Here is a 17,163-nt window from a genome sequence, read left to right on the forward strand (position 1 = left end):
AATGTGGAGTGTGGCGGGCCGTCCGGGGGGCGCCGGACGGCCCGCCACGGCCTATCCCCCGCTGCCCCCGGCCCTGCCGGGCAGGCACGACTCGACGAGGTCCGCGGCACGTGCCGCACCTCCGGCGGCCAGCACCTCCGCCCGCATCGCCGCCACCCCGGCCGCGATCGCCGGATCGGCGCTCACCCGGTTGACCGTCGCGCGCAGCAGGTCCGGGGTGAGCCCGTCCAGCCGCAGCGCCGCGCCGATGCCCGTCTCGGCCACCCGGGCGGCGTTGATGTCCTGTTCCAGCGTCCGGGCGACGGCCACCTGCGGCACTCCCGCCTGCACGCCCTCCATCACGCCGCCCAGCCCGCCGTGCGAGACGAACACCCGGGCGTGCGCCAGCACCGCGAGCTGCGGCGCCACCGGCATGACGGTGACGTTGGGCGGGGGCGGCCCGAGCGACGCCGGGTCCAGCCGCTGTCCGACCGCGAGCACCACGTGCCACGGCGTGCCGGCGAACGCCTCGAACACCAGGCGGTAGAAGTCGGGCCAGTGGTTGTTCAGGGTGCCCAGCGACACCAGCGCCACCGGCGACCCGTCCGCCGGGGGCGACCAGGGCGCGTCCCCGGCGCGCGGCATGGTGCACGGCCCGACGAAGCCGAACTCGGGGCCGAAGCGCTCGCCCGCGTACTGGAACGCCCGCGGCAGGAACGCCAGGTGGCGCACCACGTCCGGGGTGAGGAAGCGCTCGGCCGGCAGCGTGGTCAGCCCGCGGTCGGCGAGGAACTTCTCCAGCCGCACGGCGTACTCGGTCAGGGTGGGATGGTGCGGGTCCACCGGGGCCGCGTCGGTGATCGACCACGGGCCCGCCGAGACGAGCATCGGCCACAGCTGGATCGCCGGGATGCCGTGGGTGTGCGCGAACACGTGCCCGGCGAACGCCATCCGGTCGAACAGCACGAGGTCCGGCGGGTCGGCCAGCAGCGGCTGCTCCAGCTGGGGCAGCGTGTGCTCGGCCTCGGCCAGGAAGTTGAGCAGGCTGCGCCCGATGTGCTCGGTGCGGTCGGGGGTGCCCGCGTGCGGGTCGGTGTCACCGGGCCGGGTCGAGGTGTACGGGAGCACCCGCGCCCCCGCCGCGGCCACGTACGCCGCGCGGTCGGCGCCGGCCGTGCAGCTCACCCGGTGCCCGCGCCGCACCAGCTCGGCGACCAGCCCGAGCGTCGGGAACAGGTGCCCGAGCGCCGGGATGTTGAAGAACGCGATGTGCCTACCCATGCCGTGCCCCCGCCCCGAACACCGGCTGCCCGTCGTCGGCCGGCATCGTGCGGACCAGCTCGGCAATCTCGGCGGCCAGGCCCCGCGCCGTGTCCGCGGTGAACAGGCCGGTGTCGTAGCGCAGGGTCAGGTCCAGCCCGTCGGGCCCGCGCCAGGCGTCGAGCACCAGGTCGTGCAGGATCTGCGGCGCGGCCTGGCCGAACGGCTGCCAGCGCAGCCCCGGCGCGCCGCCCGCGGTCTGCGTGTGCAGCGAGAAGATCACCTGGAAGAGCTGGGTGCGCGAGCGGTCCTCCGGCGGGTCGACCGCGGCGACCACCTGCCCGAACGGCACGCCCTGCCGGGCCAGCCCGGAGATCACCTCGGTGCGCAGCCGCGCCAGCAGCTCGCCGAGGCCGGGTTCGCCGGACAGGTCGGCGCGCAGCGCGATCATGTTGCTGAACAGGCCGACGGCTTCCTCGGTCTCCTCCAGCAGGCGGCCCGCCACCGGCGTACCCACACAGAAGTCGGCCTGTCTGGACCGGCGCGCGAGGACCGTCACCAGCGCGGTGAGCAGCACCATGAATGGAGTCGCCCGGCGGGAGCGGGCGAAGGCGTCCAGCGCGGCCGCCGCGGCCGCGTCCAGGCGCAGGTCGACCTGGTCGGCCCGGGTGGTCTTCACCGGCGGCCGGGGCAGGTCGAGCGGCAGGTCCAGCGGCGGCACCCCGGCCAGGTGCCCGGCCCACCAGCGCAGGTCGGCGTCGGAGTCGGCGTTCGCGCACTGCCAGGCGGCGAAGTCGGCGTAGCCGATGGGCGGCTCCGGCAGCGGCTCCCCGCGGTAGAGCGCGGTCACGTCGCGCTGCAGCACCATCGCCGACTCGCCGTCGGCCAGCAGGTGGTGCACGGCCAGGCACCAGACGTGGTCGTCGGCGCCGAGCCGGATCAGCCGCGAGCGCACCAGCGTGCCGCCGTCCAGGTCGAGCAGCGCCCCGGCCAGCTCCGCGACCAGCTCGCGGGCGCTCGCCTCCGGATCGTCCTGCCCGCTGACGTCGACCTGCTCGGTGTCCAGACCACCGGGCGCCGCGATGACCTGCCGCGGCCCGTCCGCGCCGATCGTGAACGTGGTGCGCAGCGCGTCGTGCCGGTCGGCCAGCGCCCGCACGGCGGCGGTGAAGGCGGGCACGTCCAGCGGCTCGGTGATCCGGTTGGCGATCACCACGATCGGCGACGCGGTGCCCGGGTATGCCGTGCACAGGTGCCACATCCGCCGCTGCAGCAGGGACAGCGGGGCGGTGGCGGCGGGCGCCGGGCGGCGCGGGACGGCCGAGCCCATCTCGTCCAGCGGCGTCTGCACACCCATCGAGCCCCATCCCGGCGTGTCATCCATGAATCGACATACCGTTGATAGCACGGCCGACGCTTACTGCAAAGAATCTTTCCAGAAAAGATCGAACGCCTGACCAGCGTGTGCGCATCCGTCCGATATGGCCTCCCGCACCATGGGATCGGCCAGCCGGGCCAGCCCCGCCAGCCGCTGCCGCGGCACGAACCGCCGCAGCAACCCCGGCGCGAACGTCTCCATCGCCGCCCGCCCCCGCGCACTCCGCAACGCCGCCGCCACCGCGTCGCCGGTGCTGCAGTTTCGGGGAACCCGCGGCTCGGACGGGCTGGATTCGTGCAGTTTCCCGGAAACCGGCGCCGGTGGCAGGTCGCGGAGGAGGTCGCAGGCGGCGAGGCCGAAGCAGAAGGCGGTGAGCCAGAGCTGGAGGAGGAGGGAGTCGGCGATCACGCGACGGATGCGGCCGGCGGGGTCGCGGCGGGACGCCGTGGCGGCGTACCGGTCGAGCAGGTCGGGGATGGTCAGGCCGGCGGGGGCGAGGAACTCGTCGGCGCGCACGGCCGTCCAGCCGCCGTCGGCGCCGGGCACCTGGCAGACGGCGATGCCCTCGAACAGCAGCAGGTGCGGCACCATGCGCGGGGCGAGCACCCGGGCCCACGGCGCGGCGCCGCCGCCGAACAGCACCGAGTGCCGGGGCCCGAGCAGCACGTCGTTGCCGACCAGCGACTCGCCGGGCTCGTGCTCGGCCAGGTTGGGGCAGCTGACCAGCGGCGTCAGCCGGTGCTCGCGGGCGAAACGCCACAGCAGCACGTCGTCGGGTTCGCCGGGCTCGGCCGGGAACTCCGCCAGCGCGTGCGCGACCGCCGCGGGCAGCACCACGGCCGTGGTCGGCACGTACGGGTCGAGCAGCGGCACCCAGCCCGCGCCCGCCAGCGCCGCCAGCCGCACCGCCGGTGAGGTGCGCGAACCCCACTCGGTGAACAGGCACAGGATCCGGTCCGGCTGGGCCGCCACGGCGTCGTGCACCAGCCGCCCGAACCCCGGCGCGAGCCGCATGTCGTCCTGCACCAGCACCCGGTGGGTGGCCGCCGGATCGGTGCGCCGCCAGGCCAGCCGCGCGGTGCGCAGCGCGCTGCGCGGCCCGTCGGGGTCGGGGTCCTCGATCACCTCGAAGCCCAGTCCGGGCTGGCTCGCCGCCAGGGCCGCCGCCTCGTGACGGCGGCGGGGGTGCGTGGTGACCGCCGCCGAAAGCCTTACGCCGGTATCGGCGGGAGGGACATGGCCCGAACGGTTGTCGAGATCGGACGATGACGCTGCGTGCATTTAAGAATCTTAACTGTTAAGTTCCTGGATGTAATCGACGGAGTGGAGGACCGGTGCGTCGCTGGATCGACACGGCGCGCCTGCTGGGTCGGGCAGGGTCACTGCCGGTGACGGCGGCGCTGCTGGTCAGTACGGCCTTCGGGCTCGCCCCGGTCGCCTTCATGGTCGGCATGGCCGTACTGCTGTCCCGGGTGCCCGCGGTCGCCCGGGGCGAGGCCGCGTTCGGCGCGGCCGCCGCGCTCACCCTGGCCACGCTGGCCGCCCAGCAGCTGCTCGGCCCCATGCAGGCCGCGCTCGGCGAGCTGATCGCCCGCCGGGTCGACGGCCACTGCGTGCAGCGCGCGCTGGCCGCGGCATACCGGGACGCGCCGGTGGCCGCCCTGGAGCGGCCCGGCACGCTGGACCTGCTGGCCGACGTGCGCACCGCCATCGACCGGGCCAGCCCGTCGCCGGGCGCCGCCGCCGCGGCGCTGCCCGCGCTGGTCGCCCGCTACGCCGGGCTCGCCGGGGCGGTCGCGCTGGTGGGCGTGGTGCTCTCCCCCGCCGTCGCCGCCGTGGTCGCGGCGACCGCGCTGGTGGTCCGGTTCGGGCAGCGCGGTTCGCTGGGCCGCTTCGCCGCCAAGTGGGACGCGCTGTCGCCGCAGCGGCGGCGGCTGGCGTACGTGCGCGAGCTGTCCACCGGCACGGCCGCCGCCAAGGAGATCAGGGTGCTCGGCCTGCTGGACTACCTCGGCGGGCGGCTGCACACCGAGCACCACGGCTACCTCGACCCGCTCTGGGCGATGCGGCGCAGGCTGCTGCGGCTGCCGTTCGTCGGGTTCGCGCTGGCCGGGCTCGCCGGGGCGGCCGTCGCCCTGGCCGCCGTCGCGCAGGCCACCGCCGCGGGCGGCCTCGACCTGCTCGGGTACGCCGTGGCGGTGCAGGCGGTGCTGGTGCCGATCCGGTTCGGCGTCTACTTCCCCGAGGCGGACGTGCAGACGCAGTTCGGCGGCCGGGCATACGCGGCGCTGACGGGCTTCGAGGCGGCCGTCCGCGGTGAGCGGCTGCCGGGCACTACGCAAGCGCCCGCCCCGCGCCGCGAGATCCGGTTCACCGGCGTCGGCTTCGCCTACCCCGAGGGCCGCCGCGTCTTCACCGACCTCGACCTGACCATCCCCGCCGGACGCTGCACGGCGATCGTCGGGCTCAACGGCGCGGGCAAGACCACCCTGGTCAAGCTGCTCACCCGCTGCTACGACCCGGACCGGGGCGCGATCACCGCCGACGGCGTGGACCTGCGCGACTTCGACCCGGCCTCCTGGCAGCAGCGGCTCGCCGTCATCTTCCAGGACTTCAACCGGTACGAGCTGAGCGCCGCCGACAACATCGGCCTCGGCACCGGCGACGAGACCGCCTGGCGTGCCGTCGCCGCCCGCGCCGGAGCGGGCGAGGTGCTCGCCGGGCTGCCCGGCGGCCTGGACACCACCCTCAACGCCCGCTACCCCGGCGGCACCGACCTGTCCGGCGGCCAGTGGCAGCGCATCGCCCTGGCCCGCGCCCTGCACGCGGTCGCGCGCGGCGCCCGGGTGCTGGTCCTCGACGAGCCCACCGCCGCCCTGGACGTACGCGCCGAGGTCGAGTTCTTCGACCGCTTCCTCACCGAGACCGAAGGGCTGACCAGCGTCATCGTCTCGCACCGGTTCTCCACCGTGCGCCGGGCCGACCAGATCGTGGTGCTGTCGGACGGCCTGGTCGTCGAGCGCGGCAGCCACGACGAGCTGATGGCGGCGCAGGGTCACTACGCCGAGATGTTCGCGCTGCAGGCCAGCCGCTTCCGGGAGGCCGTGGGTTGAGGACGCTGCGCACCGCCGCCGGCTTCGTGTTCGGCCTCGCCTGGCGGGCCGCACCGGGCAAGCTGCTGGCCGGGGTCGGCCTGCTGCTGGCGGGCTACCTGGCCACCCCCTTCGCCGGCTACCTGCTGCGCGACTTCACCGACGCCGCGCTGGCCGGCGCGGCGGCCACCGCCACGGCGTTCGCGTTCGGCGTGGCCGGGCTGCTGGTCTGCGAGCTGATGCTGGGCCACTTCGCGCACCTGCACTACTTCGAGGTGGGCGAGCAGGCGGGCACGGTGCTCGACCGCCGGCTGCTTGACCTGGCCAACGGCCGGCCCACCCTCGCCCACCTGGACGACCCGCGCTTCGCCGACACGCTCGCGCTGGCCGCGCAGGACGTCGCGCAGACCCGGCCCGCCCTGGAGGGCCTGCTGCACCTGGGCGGGCTGGTGCTGCGGGCAGCGGTGACCGTCGTGCTGCTGGCCACGGTCGACCCGTGGCTGGCGCTGCTGCCGCTGGCGGCCGTGCCGCCGGTGCTGGTCACCCGGCACGCGGCGCGCCTGGTCGAGCGGGCCCGCGAGCGCACGGCGGCCTCGGGCCGGTTCACCGGGCACCTGCTGTCGCTGGCCGCCGACGCGGGCGCGGTCAAGGAGATCCGCCTGTTCGGCGCGCACGGTTTCCTGATGGCGCGGCAGGCCGAGCAGTGGTCACAGGCCACCGGCACGCTCTGGTCCGCGCAGTGGCGGGCCGCCCTGCTGCGCGGCTGCGGGCAGCTGCTGTTCGCGTTCGCGTACGGCGGCGCGATCCTGCTGGTCCTGCGCCGGGCCGCCGCCGGGACCGCCACCGTCGGCGAGGTGGTGCTGGTGGTGACGCTGGCCGTGCAGATCAGCGTGCAGGTGGCGAGCGCCATCGGGCTGCACGCGACGGTCGCCTCGGCGGCGCGCACCGCCGAGCGCTTCGCCGAGCTGGCCGCCGCCGTGCCCGCCCCCGCGGCGGCGACCGTGACCGCGCCCAGGCGGCTGGTCCGGGGCATCCGGCTGCACGGGGTGACCTTCGGCTACCCCGGCTCGGACAGGCCGACGCTGCGTGACGTCGACCTGACCATCCCGGCCGGGGCCACGGTGGCGCTCGTCGGCGAGAACGGCGCGGGCAAGAGCACCCTGGTCAAGCTGCTGTGCGGGCTGTACGCGCCGACCGCCGGGCGGATCACGGTGGACGGGGTGGACCTGGCCCGGATGCCCGCCGACGCCTGGCACCGCCGGATCGCGATGCTGTTCCAGGACTTCGCCCGGCTGCACTTCACGGTCCGCGACAACGTCGGGGTGGGCGAGCTGGCCCTGCGCGACGACGACGCGGTCCTGCACGCCGCCGTGCACCAGGCCCGTGCCACCCGCGCCGTCGAGCAGGCGGGCGGCCTCGACGGCCTGCTGGGCCGCGGTTACGCCGACGGCACGGAGCTGTCCGGCGGCCAGTGGCAGTCGCTGGGCCTGGCCCGCTCGCTGATGCGTCCCCGCCCGCTGCTGCTGGCGCTCGACGAGCCCGCCGCCGCGCTCGACGCGCACGCCGAGAACGCTCTGTTCACCAGGTTCGCCGCGGCGGCCCGGCGGGCCGGGCGGGGCAACGGCGCGATCACCCTGTTCGTGTCGCACCGGTTCTCCACCGTGCGCGCCGCCGACCTGATCGTCGTGCTGCGCGACGGCACCGTGGCCGAGGTCGGCACCCATGACGAGCTGATGGCCCGTCCCGGGCTCTACCACGACCTCTTCCACCTCCAGGCCAAGGCTTACACCTGAGCCGTCCAGGTCGGATTCACGACGAGTCCTAGGCAGAGCCGCACGATCAACTTACCGTGTCGGCCATGACCGCCTCTCCGCTTCGCCACGCGGTGCCCGGCTCCGGCCGGACGCGTACCCATAACGCCCCCCGCCCCACCCCGGTCCGCGCGGCGCTGGCGCTCGCCGGTGTGCTCACCCTGGCCCTGCTCGGCACCGCCGCCTGCGGCAAGAAGGGCGGCGACCCGCAGACCAGCTCGTCGGCGAACACCGTGCTCACCACCGGCCCGAGCGCGAGCACCGACCCGAGCGCCCTGCCCTCCGGCTCGGCGACCGCCGCGCCGAAGCCGTCCGCGACCGGCGGCGGCGACAAGCCCGTCTCCTTCCCGACGTCGGCCAAGGATTACGGCCTGGCCACCCTGGCCGCGTGGGCCAGCGGCAGCAAGTCGAGACTGGACCTCTACGCCAACCAGGCGGCGGTCGCCCAGTTCATGGGCCACGGCAAGCCGAACAGCCAGTGGACGAACCTGAACTGCGAGGCGCAGGGCGGCACCCACACCGCGTGCAACTACCGCAACGCCCACGGCGACGACGCCCGGCTGGCCATGGAGAACACCGAGCTGGGCCACCCGACGGCGACCACCGACGTGTTCATCAACCGGACGCAGTACGGGCTCACCGCAGACCAGTACGTCAGCGACTTCATCGCGGCCTGGCAGGACCGGAACAAGCAGCGGATGACCCGCTACTCGACCTCGTCCATCGCGAGCGCGTTCCTCGGCAAGACCGCGCCGACCGGCAGCCAGGTCCAGAGCCCCACCAAGTCGGGCAGCAACTGGATCGTGCAGGTCACCGGCCTGCCCCTGGGTTCGGGCAACTGGACGTTCACGGTCAGCGCGAGCAAGCTCGGCGGCGGCAACGCCATCACCGCCGGCAAGGCCGACTGACCGCCCGGGTTCTCCATCGAAGGTCCCGCCATCCCTCACGGCGGGCGGGACCTTCGATGACTAGACGAAGCACGGGCGCAACGTGCGCCCACTAAACTCGGGGTCGTGCAGGTCGACCCCGGCGCGCCGCCGATCCTGAGTAACGTGCCCGGCTCGTTCACCTGGAAGGTGCTGCACGAGCGGCACCCGGCGATCATCGACCAGGTAGCCGCGGCGTTCCCCTACCCGCCGCACATCCGCGCCGCGTTGGACCGGCTCCGCCGAGACGCGGTCTCGGGCGTGGTGGAGCCACTGCCCGCCGACGCGCACGACGCCGCCGACTGGACCCGCTGGAGCGCGCCCTACCTCGGCATGAGCTGGTACGACGTGCCGTTCCTGTGGGCCGAGAACTACTTCTACCGCCGCCTGCTCGACGCGATCGGCTACTTCCGGCCGGGCCCCTGGCGCGGGCTGGACCCGTTCGAGCCGCAGAAGAACGCCGAACTCGCCGACCCGGCGCTCGACGCGGACCTGGCGGGCCTCGCCCGCATCGCGGACCTGCCGCCGGACGAGCAGCTCACCGCGGCCGTGGACGCCGCGCTCTGGGGCAACCGCGCCGACCTGGCCACCCGCTTGTCCGACCCGGAGGCCGAGCACCGCAAGCACGCCAGCGACCTGGTCGCCGACGACAGCGCCGCGCTGCACGAGATCCTCGCCCCCGGCACCGGCGGCACGGTGTGCCTGGTCGCCGACAACGCGGGCCGCGAGCTGCTGCCCGACCTGGCGCTCGTCGACGTGCTGCTGCACGGCGGCCGCGCCGACCGGGTCGAGCTGCACCTCAAGCCGCTGCCGTACTTCGTCTCCGACGCCACCGGCCGCGACCTGCTGGCCTGCCTGCACCGGCTCGCCGCGCACGAGGCGAGCGCGCCCCTGGCCGGGCGGCTGCGGGCGGCGCTCGGAGACGGACGGCTGGAGCTCGCCGTGCCGGGTTTCTACTGCACGCCGCTGACCTACGCCGAGCTGCCCGGCGGGCTCGCGGCGCGGTTCCGGGCGGCGAAGCTGACCGTGGTCAAGGGCGACCTGCACTACCGGCGGCTGGTCGGCGACCGGCACTGGCCCGCCGCGACCCCGTTCGAGGCGGTCACCGAGGGCTTCCCCGGGGCGGTCGCCGCGCTGCGTACCCTCAAATCGGAGGTCCTGGTGGGCGTGCCCGACGCCGCCGCGCGGGACGCGGCGGGCGAGCAGTGGCGGCTCAACGGCACGCACGGCCTGATCCAGGTCCGCCGGTAGCGCCCGCCTCCGTCACCCCTGCGGTCGAGCTGCGGTTCCATGCATCACCAGCCCGCGCGAACGGAGTTGGTACGGGTGGACCGCTCGTCGACCCGGGAGCTGACATGGGGATTCGTAGATCGCTGCTGAGCGCGGCCGGCGCGGCGTGCGCGCTGCTGCCGCTGACCGCCGCCGCGGCCGCTCCCGACCCGGGGCCGGCGCCCGAGCCGGTGGTCCCGGACGCGGTGTTCCCGCTGGTCGCGTACACCGAGCACGACCTCGGCGGGGCGTCGCAGGCGTTCGGTTCGGGCGTGTTCGACGCCGACAGCGGCGGGCTGGGCGCGGTCGGCGCGGACGCGATCTCGTCGCTGCGGGTGGCCGAGGGTTACCGGGTGCTGGCCTGCGACCTGACCCCGGCTCAGGCCGCCGGTGCCCTCGACGGCCTAGGCGCGTGCCGCTACTACGACGCGGGCTGGTACGACCGGGTCGGCGGCGGCCTGGACGAGAGCATCTCGCTGCTGGCCGTGGTCGCCACGGCGGAGCAGCGCGGCACCGGCGTGACCGTGTACGGCGGAGCCGGGTTCACCGGCGGCCGCCTGGCGCTAGGCCCCGGCCGCCACGAGGCGGACTCCGGCGACCTGGCGCGGCTCGACGCGGTCAACTCGCTGACGGTGGACGAGGGCCACACGGCGGTGCTCTGCGACAGCTTCCGGTCCACCGCCGTGGCCAGCGGCAACCCGGGCATATGCCAGGCGTTCGGGCCTGGCGAGCACGACACCGTGGGCGCGGGGCTGGCCGACGTGGTGTCGCTGGTCGCGGTGGGCGGGCCCGCGGTGACGGCGACGCAGGGCTACGCCATGGCGGGCGCCGCGCAGACCTTCGCGCCCGGCATCCACCAGGCCGGGGCCGGTGAGCTGGCGATCGTCGGCAACGACGCGATCAGCTCGCTGCGGGTGGCCCCCGGCTACCGGGTGCTGGCCTGCGCCGACGACGGCGCGGGCGCGGACTCGCTGGACGAGTGCACGCTGTTCGAGGCCGGGACGCACGACCTGGCCGGCACCGGGCTGGACGAGGCCGTCTCGCTGCTCGCCGTCTCGGCGGGCCCGGCCAGCGGAGACCTGCTCACCGCGTACGACGGCGAGGATCTGGCGGGCACCTCCGGCGGCTTCGGCCCCGGCATCTACGCCGCCGCCGATCTGGGCGCGGTCGGCAACGACGAGATCAGCTCGCTGCGGCTGGCCGACGGTGCCCGCGCGGTGCTGTGCGAACACGACGACACCGAACCCGGCGAGGTCGGCACCTGCCGCCTGTTCACCGGCGGGGAGCACGGCGACCTCGGCGAGCTGGACGACCGCACGTCGCTGCTGGCGGTCTCCTGATCCTCGCCGCCGAATCTCCGCCGCGGATCTCCACCGGTGGATCTTCGCCGGCCCATGTTCGCTGTGACCTTCGCGCCTGCCCAGGGCTCCCGGGTGCCGCACCAGCCGCATACCGGGAGCCCTGCTCGTGGCGGCGACGCGCCGGGCTGACCGGCGCGGTCGTAAATCGCGTTGCGGAGTGAGTGCTCACTCATTTAGAGTCGCCGCCGTGACTGACGACGCCTCCCCCCGGCGCCGGGTATCCCCGCTCACCCCCGAGGACCGGCGCGCCGCGATCATCGCGGCCACCCTGCCCCTGCTGCGTGCCGAAGGCCTCAACGTGAGCACCCGCCGGATCGCCGAGTGCGCTGGCGTGGCCGAGGGCACGATCTTCCGCGTCTTCCCCGACAAGGGGGCGCTGATCTCCGCCACGCTCGCGCACGCCTTCGACCCGGGACCCACCATCGAGTCGATCAAGGCGATCGGCGGCGACCCAGACCTGAGGTTCCGGCTGCGTACGGCGGTGCACACGCTGACCCGCCGGTTCCGCGACAACGCCCCGCTGATGATGTCGCTGCGCAGCAGCGGGCTGGCCGTGATGACCAGCGCGCCGGCCGCCTTCGACCCGGGCGAGGCGCTGGCCCGGCTCACCGCCGCGATCACCGAGCTGATCGGGCCCGACGCCCACCTGGTCCGGCTGCCCGCCGAAACCGTCGCAGGGCTGCTGGTCTCGATGGTCCTGATGAACAACCGCAATCACATCCTGCCCGCCGAGGAGCTCGTCGACGTCCTCCTCGACGGCGTCCTCTCCCCCGAACCCGAGAAAGAGCCCGCATGCTGATCAGACTCGTACGCCGCCAGCTGCGGCCGTACTGGCGGCAGATCGCGCTGGTCGTGCTGCTGCAACTGGTGCAGACGATCGCGAACCTCTACCTGCCCACCCTCAACGCCGACATCATCGACCACGGCGTGGTGACCGGCGACACCGGCTACATCATGCGCGTCGGCGCGGGCATGCTCGGCGTCTCGCTCGTGCAGATCATCTGCTCGATCGGCGCGGTGTACTACGGCGCGCAGACCGCGATGGCGCTCGGCCGCGACATCCGGGCCGACGTGTTCGCCCGGGTGCAGTCCTTCTCCGCCCGCGAGGTGGGCCACTTCGGTGCCCCGTCGCTGATCACGCGTACCACCAACGACGTGCAGCAGGTCCAGATGCTGGCCCTGATGACCTTCACCATGATGGTCTCCGCGCCGATCATGATGGTGGGCGGCATCGTCATGTCGCTGCGGCTGGACGTGCAGCTGTCCGGCCTGCTGCTGGCCGTGCTCCCCGCGCTGGTCATCGGCATCGCCCTGATCGTGGCCCGGATGCGGCCGCTGTTCCGGGCCATGCAGACCAACATCGACGAGGTCAACCGGGTGATGCGCGAGCAGATCACCGGCATCCGGGTGATCCGGGCGTTCGTCCGGGACCGGCGCGAGCAGGAGCGCTTCGCCGGGGCCAACACCGAGCTGACCAACGTCGCGCTGGCCGTGGGCAAGCTGATGGCGGGCATGTTCCCGTTCGTCATGCTGATCATCAACGTGTCGACGGTGGCCGTGGTCTGGTTCGGCGCGCACCGCATCGAAAGCGGCGGCATGGAGATCGGCGAGCTGACCGCGTTCCTGAGCTACCTGATGCAGATCCTGATGGCGGTCATGATGGCCACCTTCATGTTCGTCATGATCCCGCGGGCCGAGGTGTGCGCGGAGCGCATCGAGGAGGTGCTGGACACCGAGTCCAGCGTCGTGCCGCCGGCCGCCCCGGTCGTCCCGTCCGGCCTGCGCGGGCACCTGGAGTTGCGCGACGTCGAGTTCAGCTACCCCGGCGCTGAGGAGCCGGTGCTGCGCAACATCGCCTTCACCGCCCGGCCCGGCGAGACCACGGCCATCATCGGCAGCACCGGCAGCGGCAAGTCCACGCTGCTGCACCTCGTGCCGCGGCTGTTCGACGCCACCGGCGGCCGGGTGCTGGTCGACGACGTGGACGTACGCGAACTCGACCCGCAGGCCCTGTCGCGCACGGTCGGGTTCGTCCCGCAGAAGCCGTACCTGTTCTCCGGCACCGTCGCCTCGAACCTGCGCTACGGCAAGGCCGACGCCACCGACGAGGAGCTGTGGCGCGCCCTGGAGATCGCCCAGGCGAAGGAGTTCGTCGAGGCGATGCCGGAGGGCCTGGACGCCCCGATCGCGCAGGGCGGCACCAACGTCTCCGGCGGCCAGCGCCAGCGCCTGGCCATCGCCCGCGCCCTGGTCGCCCGGCCGGAGATCTACCTGTTCGACGACTCCTTCTCCGCCCTGGACTACGCCACCGACGCCGCGCTGCGCCGGGACCTGGCCCGGGAGACCGCCGACGCGACCGTGGTGATCGTGGCCCAGCGCGTCAACACCATCCGCGACGCCGACCGCATCCTCGTCCTCGACGACGGCGTGGTCGTCGGCACCGGCACCCACCGCGAACTCATGTCCGGCAACACGACCTACCGCGAGATCGTGCTGTCCCAGCTCACCGAGGAGGAGGCAGCGTGACCGCCCCCGCTCAGCGCCGCGAAGGCGGCGGCCCCAGGTTCGGCCCCGGCGCGATGATGGCCGGGCCGCCGCAGGCCAAGTCGCTCAACTTCAAGGAGTCCAGCCGCCGCCTGCTGCGCCTGCTCAACCCGCATCGCGGGCTGGTCTGGATCGCGGTCGTGCTCGGCATCACCGGCGTCGGCCTGTCCGTGGTCGGCCCGCGCATCCTCGGCCACGCCACCGACATCCTGTTCACCGGCATCGTCAGCGGGTCCATGCCCGCGGGCGTGACCAAGGAGCAGGCCGTCGCCGCCGTGCGCGCCGACGGCAACGACACCCTCGCCGACATGCTGTCCGCCATGGACCTGCACCCCGGCCAGGGCGTCGACTTCACCGCCCTGGGCAACGTGCTGCTGATCGCGCTCGTGGTCTACCTGGCCGCGTCGGCGTTCTCGCTGTTCCAGTTCCGGCTCATCACCACCGTCGTGCAGCGGGCCGTCTACGCGCTGCGCGAGCAGGTCGAGCTGAAGCTGTCCCGGCTGCCGCTGAGCTACTTCGACGGCCAGCAGCGCGGCGAGGTGCTCAGCCGGGCCACCAACGACATCGACAACGTCGCGCAGACCATGCAGCAGTCGCTCAGCCAGCTGATGAACTCGGTGCTGACCATCGTCGGCGTACTGGCCATGATGTTCTGGATCTCGCCGCTGCTCGCCCTGATCGCGCTGGTCACCGTGCCGGTGTCGGTGTGGGTCACCATGCGCATCGGCAAGAAGGCGCAGCCGCAGTTCATCGGCCAGTGGGCGGCCACCGGCCGGCTCAACGCGCACATCGAGGAGATGTTCACCGGCCACTCGCTGGTGAAGGTGTTCGGCCGCCAGGAGGAGGCCGCGGCGACCTTCCGCGAGCACAACGAGGCGCTGTACACCAGCAGCTTCAAGGCGCAGTTCATCTCCGGCATGATCCAGCCCGCCATGTTCTTCATCGGCAACCTGAACTACGTGCTGGTCTCGGTCGTCGGCGCGCTGCGCGTGGCGTCCGGCTCGCTGTCGCTCGGCGACGTGCAGGCGTTCATCCAGTACTCGCGCCAGTTCAGCCAGCCGCTGAGCCAGGTCGCCGCCATGGCCAACCTGGTGCAGTCCGGCGTCGCCTCCGCCGAGCGGGTGTTCGAGCTGCTCGACGCCGGCGAGCAGAGCCCGGAGCCGGTGGACGCGCCGCGGCTGCCCGCGGTGCGCGGCGAGGTGCGGTTCGAGCACGTCGCGTTCTCGTACACCGACGACAAGCCGCTGATCACGGATCTGTCGCTGACCGTGGAACCCGGCCACACCGTGGCCATCGTCGGCCCCACCGGCGCGGGCAAGACCACCCTGGTCAACCTGCTGATGCGGTTCTACGAGGTCAAGGGGGGCAGGATCACCCTCGACGGCGTCGACATCGCCACCATGCACCGCGAGGAGCTGCGCTCCAAGACGGGCATGGTGCTGCAGGACACCTGGCTGTTCGGCGGCACCATCGCCGACAACATCGCCTACGGCGCGGACGGGGCGACCCGCGAGCAGATCGTCGCGGCCGCCAAGGCCGCCCACGTGGACCGCTTCGTGCGCACCCTGCCCGACGGCTACGAGACGGTGCTCGACGAGGACGGCACCAACCTCAGCGCGGGCGAGCGGCAGCTCATCACGATCGCGCGGGCGTTCCTCGCCGAGCCGAGCATCCTCATCCTCGACGAGGCCACCAGCTCGGTCGACACCCGCACCGAAGCCCTGATCCAGCAGGCGCTCAACTCCCTGCGCGCCGGCCGGACCAGCTTCGTCATCGCCCACCGCCTGTCCACCATCCGCAACGCCGACGTCATCCTCGTCATGGAGCACGGCGACATCGTCGAGCACGGCTCCCACGACAAGCTGATCGCCTCCGGCGGCGCCTACGCCCGCCTCTACGAAGCCCAGTTCGCCGGCACCCCCGCCTAGAAAGGAAGGGCACCTTCTTAACGCTATGCGTAGAAGAAGGTGCCCTTCTTAACTTTCCCCGTCTCGACTCTCGCTGCTGCCATCCGCTGACACAGCGGACGGTCGCAGCCGCCGGGTGTCCTCCAGCAGGTCCACCAGGTGTGAGAGCTGATCGCTGCTCAGCCGCCGGGCCTGCCAGGCCAGTGCGGCGAGTTCGGCGCTCGCCGGATGCGGCTTCGCCTCCTCGTCCACCGGGCCGACGCCGGTGAGCGCGACCATCTCGGCGGGCGGGTACCCGAGCAGGTACGCGAACGCCGTCACGTACCGAGGCGTGACCGCGACCCTGCCCGGCCCGAGCATCCCGATGGTGGAGTCCGCGACATAAGGCCCGTCGCCGATCTCCATGAGCAGCCTCGCGTTCGGACGGATGTTGCGGTTCTTCAGCAGTCTGATCAGCAGCGCGCCGGGCTGGTCGAGGTATTCGTCGGGCGGCGCGGGTCCGGTGCGCGGCTCCACCGGCAGCGACCCGATCGCTCCCGCCAGCCACCCGCGCCGCTCCGGGCTCAACCCGATGGCGTACCTGAGGATCGTGCCCACGTTCCCGTGGTTCGTCGGCCAAGCCGAGGCCAGCTCGGGCGGCACGGGCAGCCCGGCGATGACGAAGAGGTCGGCGACGGGCAGGCCCAGCGCCGGTCCCAGCCGCTTCAGGATCTCCGGGCTGGGCGCGGTGCCTCTGACGATCAGGCCGAGTTCGGCACTCGGCACCGCGGCCTGCTGTGCCAGACGCCCGATGGTGATCCCGACCGGCAAGTGAGTGCCCCGGCGAGCCCAGAGCAGCCGTCGCAGCCGCATACCGAAGAGCGAACGCCCGGTCATGACCACTGAGCGTAGTCCGCCCCGGATCGCGTCGAGCCCACAGAATGGCAGGGTGAGTGGCGAGCGACGGGGAGTCATCCTCTACGGACACGGGGTGGACGCCGTGGTGCAGGCGTTGCATGAGCTTGATCGTCGGTACGTCCTGATCGGCGACGTCGCAGCGGACTCAGGACAGGTGCCGGTCCTGCGCTGCCCGGACGGAGCCGCGGCTGACGCCGCCCGCGCGGCGGCGACCGATGTCGCCTGGCTGGTGGTCGAGCTGTACCGGACAGAGGATGCCGTCGAGCGCGCCCACGACCCTGTGTTCTGGCTCAACACGGCCAAGGTCGACCCCAGGACGGCCGCACGGGCGATCGACCAGTCTGACCTGGTGATCTGGTACGAGGTCATCAATCCCGTTCGCGTCATCACGGCCGACGGCGGGTCGGCCACGAATGACTACCGCGACCTCAGGTTCGCCGTACCGGACGGGCATCGGACGGTGGCGCACGCGGTCAGAGACGGAGAGGCGCCACAGTGCCTGCCGGATGATGCGGAGCTGGTGCTGCGCTCACATGATCTGTGGGCCTTCGCCGACTCACGCGACGTATGCCCGGCCTGTGCCGATCGGCACGGTTGATCCAACGCGCCGAAGCGCTGCCCCCTCCGCCTGACCCGCCCCGGGCGCAGTTCACCAGCGGGAATACCACCGCGCCGGTATTAAGAAGGCGAGGCCCAGTTCGCCGGCACCCCCGCCTAGCAAGGAAGGGCGCCTTCTTAG

The 17,163-nt window shown here is 73.2% G+C and carries 13 protein-coding genes; 9 read left to right on the forward strand and 4 right to left on the reverse strand.

Going from position 1 to position 17,163, the window contains the following annotated elements:
- Window positions 1-51: 51 nt before the first annotated feature.
- Genes Cba03nite_RS38605 through Cba03nite_RS38615 form a run of 3 tightly spaced genes read right to left on the reverse strand, consistent with a single transcriptional unit; the run spans window position 52 to window position 3,898 of the window.
- On the reverse strand, window positions 52-1,260 hold the full coding sequence (locus Cba03nite_RS38605) for a macrolide family glycosyltransferase (protein WP_203757380.1): 1,209 nt from the start codon (window positions 1,258-1,260) through the stop codon (window positions 52-54).
- A complete protein-coding gene (locus tag Cba03nite_RS38610) occupies window positions 1,253-2,596 on the reverse strand; it encodes a condensation domain-containing protein (RefSeq protein WP_203757381.1) in 1,344 nt (447 codons plus the stop codon). Before Cba03nite_RS38610 ends, Cba03nite_RS38605 begins: the two co-directional genes overlap by 8 nt.
- A 60-nt stretch (window positions 2,597-2,656) precedes the next feature.
- Window positions 2,657-3,898 (reverse strand): hypothetical protein, encoded by a 1,242-nt coding sequence (locus Cba03nite_RS38615; protein WP_203757382.1) that lies wholly within the window; start codon window positions 3,896-3,898, stop codon window positions 2,657-2,659.
- Window positions 3,899-3,951: 53 nt separating this feature from the next.
- On the opposite strand from Cba03nite_RS38615, the gene Cba03nite_RS38620 reads away from it, so the two are divergent.
- The 8 genes from Cba03nite_RS38620 (at window position 3,952) to Cba03nite_RS38655 (ending at window position 15,548) form a co-directional block, all read left to right on the forward strand.
- Window positions 3,952-5,730 (forward strand): ATP-binding cassette domain-containing protein, encoded by a 1,779-nt coding sequence (locus Cba03nite_RS38620; RefSeq protein WP_203757384.1) that lies wholly within the window; start codon window positions 3,952-3,954, stop codon window positions 5,728-5,730.
- Window positions 5,727-7,502, forward strand: coding sequence for an ABC transporter ATP-binding protein (locus Cba03nite_RS38625; RefSeq protein ID WP_203757385.1), 1,776 nt, complete (start codon window positions 5,727-5,729; stop codon window positions 7,500-7,502). Before Cba03nite_RS38620 ends, Cba03nite_RS38625 begins: the two co-directional genes overlap by 4 nt.
- 65 nt (window positions 7,503-7,567) lie before the next feature.
- Window positions 7,568-8,428, forward strand: a complete 861-nt coding sequence (locus Cba03nite_RS38630) for a hypothetical protein (protein WP_203757387.1) — start codon at window positions 7,568-7,570, stop codon at window positions 8,426-8,428.
- A gap of 105 nt (window positions 8,429-8,533) precedes the next feature.
- Window positions 8,534-9,697 (forward strand): damage-control phosphatase ARMT1 family protein, encoded by a 1,164-nt coding sequence (locus Cba03nite_RS38635; protein ID WP_203757389.1) that lies wholly within the window; start codon window positions 8,534-8,536, stop codon window positions 9,695-9,697.
- 104 nt (window positions 9,698-9,801) lie between these two features.
- Window positions 9,802-11,055: a hypothetical protein gene (locus tag Cba03nite_RS38640; protein ID WP_203757391.1), complete on the forward strand. Its 1,254-nt coding sequence runs from the start codon at window positions 9,802-9,804 to the stop codon at window positions 11,053-11,055.
- 208 nt (window positions 11,056-11,263) lie between these two features.
- Window positions 11,264-11,875 (forward strand): TetR/AcrR family transcriptional regulator, encoded by a 612-nt coding sequence (locus tag Cba03nite_RS38645; protein WP_203757393.1) that lies wholly within the window; start codon window positions 11,264-11,266, stop codon window positions 11,873-11,875.
- Window positions 11,869-13,602, forward strand: a complete 1,734-nt coding sequence (locus tag Cba03nite_RS38650; RefSeq protein ID WP_203757395.1) for an ABC transporter ATP-binding protein — start codon at window positions 11,869-11,871, stop codon at window positions 13,600-13,602. Before Cba03nite_RS38645 ends, Cba03nite_RS38650 begins: the two co-directional genes overlap by 7 nt.
- Window positions 13,603-13,655: 53 nt before the next feature.
- Window positions 13,656-15,548, forward strand: a complete 1,893-nt coding sequence (locus tag Cba03nite_RS38655; RefSeq protein WP_203757401.1) for an ABC transporter ATP-binding protein — start codon at window positions 13,656-13,658, stop codon at window positions 15,546-15,548.
- 48 nt (window positions 15,549-15,596) lie between these two features.
- Here Cba03nite_RS38655 and Cba03nite_RS38660 read toward each other — a convergent pair whose 3' ends face one another.
- On the reverse strand, window positions 15,597-16,403 hold the full coding sequence (locus Cba03nite_RS38660) for a hypothetical protein (RefSeq protein WP_203757397.1): 807 nt from the start codon (window positions 16,401-16,403) through the stop codon (window positions 15,597-15,599).
- A gap of 94 nt (window positions 16,404-16,497) precedes the next feature.
- Here Cba03nite_RS38660 and Cba03nite_RS38665 point away from each other — a divergent pair, with 94 nt between their 5' ends.
- Complete coding sequence (locus Cba03nite_RS38665; protein WP_203757399.1) at window positions 16,498-17,022, forward strand: hypothetical protein; 525 nt, start codon at window positions 16,498-16,500, stop codon at window positions 17,020-17,022.
- Window positions 17,023-17,163: the final 141 nt, after the last annotated feature.

Origin of the sequence: Catellatospora bangladeshensis, from assembly GCF_016862575.1 — a bacterium.
GTDB classification, from domain to species: domain Bacteria; phylum Actinomycetota; class Actinomycetes; order Mycobacteriales; family Micromonosporaceae; genus Catellatospora; species Catellatospora bangladeshensis.